Genomic DNA, 8849 nt, shown 5'->3' with positions numbered 1-8849 from the left:
CCGCCACAGAAGATCACACCACTGACACACCCCCACACCCGACCTAACGAAGTCCTACTAGTCGGTCATGGTGCAGCGTTCATGCATGGGGCAACCGCTGGAGACGATCACACGTCACCGCATCCGCGAGTCCGGTCGACGAAGCGCGAACGCACTCTTGCCGCGTAGCGGGTGCTTCGATCTTGCGGCCGGCGGCGACGTTTCGCAGACGGGGCGCTCACCGGCCCGGCTGGTGCGTCGGCCGAGTCAGGGCCTGCCATGTCGCCTGGGAAGCCGCCTTGGGATGATCTTGCTTTCCTGTGGTGGTGCGGAAGACGGCAGCGTGGCGTCTCATGCGCACGCGGACGTGCTCACGGACTGGATGGGCCTGCGGGCGGAAGACCGGACCGGGGTCCGATGCGACCAGGGGCCGGCTCTCACGGGTGGTCTGCTGTTCGCGTTCTACGGTCGGACCTCGACCACCGAGCACCAGGACCCCGCCACCTCGCGGGCCTGGCAACTGGAGGTCGCGCAGGAGTTGGTCGCCGGTCATGGCACCATCACCGCCACCTTCTTCGACGCCGGGTGGTCACGGCGTGACCGGTGGCGCGACCGGCCCAAGGCCGCAGAACTACTGACCGCCCTGCGTGATCCGGATCGCGGGTTCGACGCGATCGTCGTGGGCGAGTACGAGCGCGGCTTCGCCGGTGACCAGTTGGAGCGGTTGCTGGCGTTGTCCCGGCGTCACGGCGTGCAGGTGTGGCTGCCCGAAGCCGGTGGACCGGTCGACCTGGAGACGCCGGAGCATCGGGCGTTGGTGAGGATGTTGGGTGCGCAGTCGTTGCGCGAGGTGGTGCGTGCCCGGCACCGTGCGATGGCGGCCATGCGGGCCCTGACCGAGGAGGTCCGTTACCTGGGCGGACGGGCGCCCTATGGCTACCGGTTGGTCGAGGCGGGCTTGCACCCACACCCCGCGGGGGCGCGCCGCGGCCGCAATGTCACCCGCCTGGAGCCCGGCCCCAACACGGTGCCGACGGTGCGGTGGCTGTTCGCCGAGCGCCTGGCCGGCCGCAGTATCGAGGACCTGGTCGAGACCCTCAACCAGCGGCGCACGCCGTGTCCTGCCGAGCACGACCCCGCGCGCAACACCCACCGCGCCGGGCGCCGTTGGACGGCCGAGACGGTGACCACGATCCTGCGCAACCCGCGCCATACCGGGTGGCAGGTGTGGAACCGGCAGAGCGTCGACCACGACCACACCACCCCGAGTGGTCAGCGCCGGTCCCGTGTGAGCAGGCGGAAGCCCGCCCACCAGTGGGTGCTGTCCCAGCAGCGCGCCCACACCCCGCTGGTCGGCGAACATGATTTCGTCGCCGTCCAGCGAGTCCGTGCCCAGCGTCCGAACCGGCGAGGGGAGACTCGGGAGTACCTGCTGGCCGGGTTGCGCTGCGGCGTGTGCGGGCGGCGGATGGAGTCGCGGTGGGTGCACGGACGTCCCGGCTACCGCTGCCGCCACCACCACGGTCCGCGCACCCAGCAGACCCCGTCGACGCTCTACTTCCGCGAAGAGCAGCTGATCACCAGGATCGGGCATGCCCTGCACCTGCCCGCAGCGGCGAGCCCGCGCTTGGTCGTCGACACACTGCGCGCCGACCGGGCCATGATCATCTGTCATGCCGACCGAGTCGTCATCGAAGAACCGCGCGTATCGGCGGGCCGGTGAAAAGATGAACCCCACGACGTGAGTTCGACAAACTGTCGACCTGCCCCGTGGGGTAACTGTGTGTCCGAGGGCTTGTTGAACCCCCACATGTGGGCTTCAGCCCATCCCGGACACCGCCACGGTGCCGCATAAGTCAAGCATAGCAACAACTTTCGCCCACTGTCCAGATGGGGCCACAGCCCACCTCCGATGCGACGTGAATGCTTCGTTCATCACGCGAGCGGGCCAACTTCTGGATATTTCAGGATAACCTTGATGTAGATCCGTTTTGGACTTCGACCAAATTCGTGCGTCGCGGCTACGGGCCAGCGAAGAAGCATGGTCATAGTCTGACTTGCAACCGATCGCGGCGCTGACGGTGTGCCGGACGATGGCTGACGAGTGATCTTCCAGGTCGTTCAGCAGCGTGCGGGTGTTGTCGGTGGGTGCCACGTCGGCAAGGACGAGCGCGACGGTTCGCGCAACGAGGGTGCCCGGGTCGGCGAGGCTATGTTTCAGCATCGTGAGGGTGAGCGGGGTGGTAGCTCCGTTGGCGACCAGGTCGGCCAGTGCGGCGGCGGCATCGGCTCGTACTGCGGGTGCCGGGTCGCCGATCAGAGGTATCAGGATGCCGGTGGCGGTGGCGGGATCCAGGCGCAGCGCCAGGTGGGTGGCGCGCTGGCGTTGTTCGGTGGTTCCGGTGAGCAGGTTGGGGAGCAGGTCGTGGATGCGTGCGGGGTCGTCGTCGAGGTTGGTGAGTAGATGGGTTGCGACCCCGAAGTTGGTCGGTTGTCGGTGGAAGCGGTCGAGGATGGTGGCCGGGTGGATGAGCATCGCTTCGACGATCGGCACGAGGTGCTGCTTGAGCTCGGTGGGGAGTTGGTTGGCAGGGTGTGTCAGCGTCTCACTGGTCGCCCGCTTGTCGTGGTGCTCGACGTTGGGCTCGGTTGAGCAGGGTGTAGATCGGTTCCCAGCGGGCCAGTCGGGGGTGGTTGTGGTGGTGCGTGGGCGCTGCGCGCGGCGGGGCATGACGTCCGGGTCGCCGCCCGGCCGGACCTCGCCGACGCGATCGTCCAGGCCGGGCTGACGGCCGTCCCGGTCGGGAACGCGCTGGACCTGGCGGAGCTGAGCCGCTGGCCCGGCGCCGGGTCTGCGTCACCCTCGGCCTGTCCCGGCGCGACCTGTGGGGCGTGAAGCGGTTCTCCGCCGAGCACCCTGTTCGAGGCGGTCGCGGACCTGGACATCGAGGTGGTGGCGACGTTGACCGCCCGGCAGCTCTGGTCGCGGCGACGCCCGACAACGTCCGGCTGTTCGACTTCGTGCCCCTGGACGCGCTGCTGCCCACCTGCGCCGCGGTCGTCCACCACGGCGGCGCGGGCACGACCGGGAACGCGGTGGCGCACGGTGTGCCGCAGCTGGTGGTCCCGGGCAACGTGTGGGACAAGGCGGGGCTGGCGGACCTGCTGGCGGAGCAGAGCGGGGCCCTGGTGGTGGACCCCGACGAAGTCACCCCCGAGGGGTTGCGCGCGGGGTTGACGAGGTTGCTGGGGGAGCCGTCGTTCGCGGCGGGCGCAGAGAAGGCGCGGGTGATGGCGGCGCCCACGCCCCACGAGATCGTGCCGGAGTTGGAGCGCGTGGCGTCGGGGCCGGGTGAGGGGATGCCTCACGAGCAGGTGGGTTCCTGGTCGGGAGCGGGGTTCGCCACGGCGTCGCAGTAGGTGTGCGTGCGGGTGGGGCTCATCGTCCACAGCGCGGTGGCCGGCCAGTACCCCATCCCGCCGCCGTCCTCGGTGGCGAACATCGGGGCGTCCCCATTTACCGGCACCATTCGGGACTCGCCGTCCTCTCCGACGTGGACCTCGACGCGGTAGACGGAAGGGCCTGCCGAACCGCTGAAGTCGACGACTACCTCCACGTCCGCCGACGACCGGGGCGTGAGCCGGTGCCGCTCGGTCAGCACCGCCGTTCGGAAACGTTGGTCGAAGATCGAGGATCCGCCGTTGACCGCCGCCCGAGGGGCCTCGGCGTCGGGGAACGGTATCTGCGCCCCGGGCTGCGGCAGACAGAGCAGGCGGACCCTCGGCCCGTCGGCCGCGGTCTTCGGGTACGGGGTGGTGTCCGGGGACACCTCGACTTGCACGTACTCGACGGTGGTGTGGTAGTTCGCCGACAACGTGATCGTGTGCGTCGCGTAGCCGGCGGGCAGCGCGCCCTCCCCGAGCGCCCACTCCCGAAGCCCGCGGCAGTCGGCCACGTCATCGGGCGGGGTGGCGCGAGCGAGTTGCTCCGATGCCATCAGCATCCACCCGTCATCGTCGGCGCGACCGCCCACCCGGACGCTTGCCTCGATCTCCGGCTCTCGGGCGGGCACCGCGCTCCACGACGTCTCCGGCGTCGTCGGCGGATTCTGCGGTTCCCGGGGTTCCCACCACACCACGAGGCCCGCGACGAGGCCCACGACGAAGGTCCCAACCAGGAACAGCGTTCTCCGCGTGCGCGTCTTCATCTGAACATCCCGCCCTCACCGCGCTCGACCCACTTGAGGCCGTTGGGCGGTCCGTAGCTGAAGCGCTGCCGGTAGCGGTCGGCGAAAGCCGTGGTGACGAACGGTTTTCCCTGGTCGTCCTTCACCTCGAAGACCTGCGGTTGCCCCTCGATCTCCGCGTGGATCTCTACGTGCCATTCGCAGTACGACTTGGTGGCGCGTCCGATGAGGTTGAACGGCTGGGTTTGACCCGGCTCCAGTTCGACGTTCTCGCCATAGGTCCACGGATCGCCGAGTGTGCCGTCTTTGTTGGTGACGCGAGCTCGGGGATCGTCTTCTTCGAGGTCGAAACCGATGTCGATCACCTCGACACTGCCTTGCGCGCCCACCCACGCCAATGCGCCCGACAGCGGGGCCGTCCGCTTCACCTTGGCCTTGATGTCGGTGATCAGCACCGGTTTCGGCCAGTGGTTGACCACCGTCATCCTCAGCCTGGTGAAGTTGTGGAGCTCTCCCCAGTAGTGGTAGGCGATGTAGACCGGTTGCGCGGCGAGGGCGAGTGGACCGAGTTCCGGCTTGCCCTCGACCGCCAGCAGGTCCCGCACCTGCGTGTCCGAGAGCGGTTCGGCGAAGGCCCACCCGAACGCGTCACCGCGGATCTGGTGGGCCGCCTTCACTCCGAGGATGCCCTTGGACCGGGCTTTGGCCTGCTCCGCCTTGGTGACCTCGTCCTGGGCCAAGGGCTCGATCGCGGGGTTGAGGAGCCAGTTGATCCCGCCGGCCGCCGCAGTGCCCACGAGCGCTACCCCGATCCCGAGCACCAGGTCGCGGCGCGGGATCAACCTCCTGCGCCACAGCGCACGGTTCGTCAGGTCCGCGACCCGGTTCGCGAAGCGCTCGTCGTGCCGCAGTTCGGCTGCGAGGGCGGCCGGGAGTTCGGGTGGAAACCGCAGGTCGCGGGTGAACCCGGACCACAGCGCGGCGGTTCCCGGATTGTGAGCGAGTTTCGGTTCCACGAGATCGTGGAGATGTTCCCGGGCGGAGCGTAGCGTTCTCGTGGAAGTCAGGGCTTCGAATGCCAACTCGGCTAAAGCGTCCGGATCCATCGACACTCCTCGTTCCGCGCGGAATCGCGCAAACCCTACCGAAGTGGGGATTCCACCTCACGCGGCCCGGTGCTGCCGCCCGTAATCGCTCGACGTGGTGCCGTGCCAGCGGCGGAAGGGGTGGATGAAGCCAGCCGCCTCGGCGTAGCCCAGTTCTGCGGCGACGCGCTCGACGGTGGCCGTGGTCGTGGTCAGCAGGTCCACTGCGCGAGCTTCGTCGAGCAGTTCCTGGAAACCCGTGCCAGCCGCGGCGGGGCGGCGGCGCAGAGTGCGGAGGCTTATCGCCAACTCGGCGGCGACCTCGTCCAGCGTGCCCGCGGGCCTTTCCAGGCCCGCAGGTACGGCGTGCCCGGTGCCCTGCCGGTTGCGGCGGCGGCCGACCAGATCGCGGCACCAGGCCATGGCCACCTCACTGGCCTCGGCGCTGGCCAAGGGTATGGCACGGGTAAGGACTGCGGCGAAGGGGAACTGTGTGCTCCGCGCTGAATACCGGCTACATGCCGAAGTCGTAGTGGCTCGTGTCGGCGTGCTCGGGGAAGCGGAACGACACCTCCAGCGCGGGCACGCCACGGGCACCAGCTCGTCGACCACGGCTTGGATCGCGGCCAGGTCGCACTCGGCGAGGAACCGCGAGACGTCGGCAGCAGCGTCCGGTCGTCGAGGGTGATGAGCACCCGCCTGTCCCCGACCGACGCCTTGGATCGGTGAATGCGAAGCGCAGGTCGAGGTAGTGCAGGGCGGTGTCGAAGATGTCGCGCATCGTGGCACATCTGGGGAACGCGTGGCCCAGCACGTCGAACGTGGTGGCGTGGTAGCTCCGTCCAACCTCTACGCCGCTGTCCGGTAGCACGCGAGTGAGGTTGCGCGCCACCCGCAGCTCTCTGTCGCGCGTCGGCCTCGGTGTCCGCCACCTCCAAGTCTGCGGCGTGCAGACCGCTGCCAGCCAGCAGCGGCCCCGGTTCCACGCCGAAGCGCACCAGTACCAGGCCGCACTCAGGGAGGCGGTCGGCTGGCGGGCGGCGTGGTAGCAGGCGCGTTGGCCCGCCGAGCACCTCCGCCGTACCTGTGGTGAAGCGGGACAAGATTCCGTAGCGTCGGGCGCGTGCCAGACCCGGTGCGCATCGAGATGTCCGGTGAGGCGGCCGCGGTCGTCCAGGCTGGGTCAATCGTGGGCGGCGTGCACGTGCACCCGCGGCACGTCGCACCCTCGCCCGCCCGGCCAATCACCGGGTGGCACCCATTCGACCTGGACGTGCACCGCGCCGTTACGGTCAACGGCGCCGGTCTCCCGGACCTCCCGGCGTACCTGCCGCGCGAGCACGACCGGGCGCTGGCCGAGACGCTCGCGGCGAAGCGCACCGCGATGGTGGTACTGACCGGCGAGTCGTCCACGGGCAAGACTCGCGCGCTATACGAGGCGGTCACCGCCGAGCTGGGCATGTGGCCGTTGCTCTACCCCCGTACGGCCGAGGACCTGCTGCACGTGCTGGCGACCGGCGTCGACCCCGGCACGGTGTTGTGGCTCAACGAGACCCAGAACCACCTGCTCGACACCCACGGCGAACGCGCGGCGGCCGCGCTGCGCACCCTGCTCGAACTCCCCGGCCCGTTCGTGGTCGTGGGCACTTTGTGGCCGCAGTACTGGTCGACCCTGACCGGCCCGAACCAGCCCCAGGCCCGCGACCTGCTGCACCACCGCGTCACCCGGATCCGGGTCGCCAGGCGGTTCACCGCCGCGCAGATGGCCGCCGCCCCGACCGACCCCCGGCTGGCCAAGGCCCTCGCCACCGCGCACAACGGCGAAGTCGTCCAAGCGATCGCGGGCGGCCCTGCCGTGGTCGAGCGCTACGACCACCCCGACATCCCGGAGGACCGCTACGCGACCGCCATCCTTACCGCCGCCCTCGACGCGCGCCGGCTGGGTCACCACGCCCTGCTCACCACCGCGCTCCTGACCGCCGCCGCACCCGGCTACCTGTCCGACGACGACCGCATGAACGCGCCCGAAACGTGGTTCGAGATCGGACTGAGGACCGCCGCGGCCACCCGACTCGGCGTGGCCGCGCTCATTCCGAAACGCCTCGACCCCGGCGTGGGACCACCCGACGGCTACCACCTGCACGACTACCTGGACCAGCACGGCCGGTCCACCCGCCGGCGTGCCCTCACCCCGGATTCCCTCTGGGACGCCATCCTGTCCCACACTCAGGACACTGAGGACCGGTTCCGCCTGGCCCGCAACGCCTACCATCGCCTGCGCTACCGCCACGCCGACCCGCTCTACCGCGAGGCGGCCGTCACCGGCTCCGCCACGACGGCGCTGCGGATGATGGACGTGCTGATCGCGCACGGCCGAGTGGAGGACGTCCGCGAACTGCTGGACCGCAAACCGATCCACATCCACGCCCACGAGACGGCCGAGGTGCTGCGACAACCGTGGCTCCCGCACCGCCGGACGTTCCTGGAGATGATGGAGCGCCGTGGCTCCTGGGCGAGCCTCCTGCTGGCCGACGAACTGGTCCGACTCGGCTCGACCGATGACGCGATCGCGGTGCTGCGGCGGACGTCCAAGGTCCGGCGGCTGGCCGACGTGCTGGCCGACGCCGGGCGGTGGGACGAGGCACTGGAGATCGTGCGCGCCGAGCCGGCAGGCTGGGCCGGCGCATGGCTGGCCGAGCGGTTCGCCGCGACGGGCAACGTCGACCAACTGCGCCGACTCGCGGCGACCGGCGTGCCCGAAGCCGTTGTCAACCTGGCCGCCCATACCCTCGCCACCGACGACCGGGCCGATGCCGAGGCGCTGGTGTCGGGCTTGGTGGAGGCCGGTCACCCGCCGACCGAACGGCTGCTGGCCGCCCTGGTCGACCGGGGCGAGCACGAACTCGCGATCAAGCTGGGCACCGGCGCGGCCGCAGCGGACGCGCTGCTGAGGTCAAAAGGCGAGCGCGCAGGAGCTATCCAACTCCTGCGGCGCGATGTGTTCACCAAATCCGACGAATGGCGCGCAGACCGAGGGCAGGAACTGCTGGCGGACCTCTTGGCCGACAAGGGCCGCTGGCCGGAGGCACTGGAGCTGGCGAAAGGCCAACTTTGGGCGCAGGAGTGGATCCCGAAGCGACTGGCCCTGGCGGGCAACCTCGACGCGTTGCGCGAGCTGGCCGACACCGGCCTCAGCCACGCCGGCCGAGAGCTGGCCGCGCTGCTCGCCGAACGCGGCCGGCACGGCGAACTGCTCGACCGAACGCGGAAGGGCGACGAGCACTGCGCGCAGCGGCTCGCCGCCCTAGCTCACCACGGGAAGGTTCCGAACAGCGAGTGGTTGCTCGCCGAAGGGCTATGACATGGCCCGCGACCAGTCCAGATCGGGCCCCAGGTACCGCAGCATCGGCCGACACCGAGCGCCCGGACGTTGACCAGCACGGCCTCTGGTGAGCAGTGAGTCATAGAAGCATCTCACTGAACCTTTTTCATCGTGGTTGACGACGGGTGTCGATGTGGTGCAGGACGAGGATGGCCGCGATGATCGCGGTGGCTCGGCGTGGGCAGCAGCGGAGCTTGGCCAGGACTTTCCAGGTCT

General features: G+C 69.7%; 9 protein-coding genes and 1 pseudogene. 4 read left to right on the top strand and 6 right to left on the bottom strand.

Annotation, left to right across the window (positions count from 1 at the left end; translation table 11 throughout):
* The first annotated feature begins 322 nt into the window (after positions 1-322).
* Positions 323-1702, top strand: coding sequence for a recombinase family protein (locus ACYVLT_RS34550; RefSeq protein ID WP_461124367.1), 1380 nt, complete (start codon positions 323-325; stop codon positions 1700-1702).
* A gap of 96 nt (positions 1703-1798) precedes the next feature.
* Here ACYVLT_RS34550 and ACYVLT_RS34545 read toward each other — a convergent pair whose 3' ends face one another.
* Positions 1799-2533, bottom strand: a complete 735-nt coding sequence (locus tag ACYVLT_RS34545; RefSeq protein WP_461124366.1) for a hypothetical protein — start codon at positions 2531-2533, stop codon at positions 1799-1801.
* A gap of 159 nt (positions 2534-2692) precedes the next feature.
* On the opposite strand from ACYVLT_RS34545, the gene ACYVLT_RS34540 reads away from it, so the two are divergent.
* Together ACYVLT_RS34540 and ACYVLT_RS34535 are read left to right on the top strand one after the other, a co-directional pair.
* The gene (locus ACYVLT_RS34540) at positions 2693-2875 is read left to right on the top strand and encodes a hypothetical protein (protein WP_461124369.1); all 183 of its coding nucleotides are present in this window, start codon (positions 2693-2695) and stop codon (positions 2873-2875) included.
* On the top strand, positions 2872-3399 hold the full coding sequence (locus ACYVLT_RS34535) for a nucleotide disphospho-sugar-binding domain-containing protein (RefSeq protein ID WP_461124365.1): 528 nt from the start codon (positions 2872-2874) through the stop codon (positions 3397-3399). The genes ACYVLT_RS34540 and ACYVLT_RS34535 overlap by 4 nt, the downstream gene beginning before the upstream one ends.
* Here the strand turns inward: ACYVLT_RS34535 and ACYVLT_RS34530 are convergent.
* From ACYVLT_RS34530 to ACYVLT_RS34515, 4 genes are all read right to left on the bottom strand, one after another.
* Positions 3345-4187 carry a hypothetical protein gene (locus ACYVLT_RS34530; protein WP_461124364.1) on the bottom strand — a complete coding sequence of 281 codons (843 nt, stop codon included), beginning with the start codon at positions 4185-4187 and terminating at the stop codon, positions 3345-3347. The genes ACYVLT_RS34535 and ACYVLT_RS34530 overlap by 55 nt on opposite strands.
* On the bottom strand, positions 4184-5272 hold the full coding sequence (locus tag ACYVLT_RS34525) for a hypothetical protein (protein ID WP_461124363.1): 1089 nt from the start codon (positions 5270-5272) through the stop codon (positions 4184-4186). Before ACYVLT_RS34525 ends, ACYVLT_RS34530 begins: the two co-directional genes overlap by 4 nt.
* A 57-nt stretch (positions 5273-5329) precedes the next feature.
* Positions 5330-5704 carry a helix-turn-helix domain-containing protein gene (locus ACYVLT_RS34520; protein ID WP_461124362.1) on the bottom strand — a complete coding sequence of 125 codons (375 nt, stop codon included), beginning with the start codon at positions 5702-5704 and terminating at the stop codon, positions 5330-5332.
* A 61-nt stretch (positions 5705-5765) separates the two neighbouring features.
* Entirely contained in the window at positions 5766-6215 is a 450-nt protein-coding gene (locus ACYVLT_RS34515; RefSeq protein ID WP_461124368.1) for an AraC family transcriptional regulator ligand-binding domain-containing protein, read from the bottom strand.
* 159 nt (positions 6216-6374) lie between these two features.
* On the opposite strand from ACYVLT_RS34515, the gene ACYVLT_RS34510 reads away from it, so the two are divergent.
* Positions 6375-8612, top strand: coding sequence for a tetratricopeptide repeat protein (locus ACYVLT_RS34510; protein WP_461124361.1), 2238 nt, complete (start codon positions 6375-6377; stop codon positions 8610-8612).
* A 127-nt stretch (positions 8613-8739) separates the two neighbouring features.
* Here the strand turns inward: ACYVLT_RS34510 and ACYVLT_RS34505 are convergent.
* Positions 8740-8849: pseudogene (locus tag ACYVLT_RS34505) on the bottom strand (IS5/IS1182 family transposase); the annotation flags it as partial.

It is taken from the genome of Saccharothrix stipae, from assembly GCF_054781895.1.
Note: the sequence above shows the minus strand (reverse complement) of the source record. Positions and strands in the feature narration are given on the sequence as shown.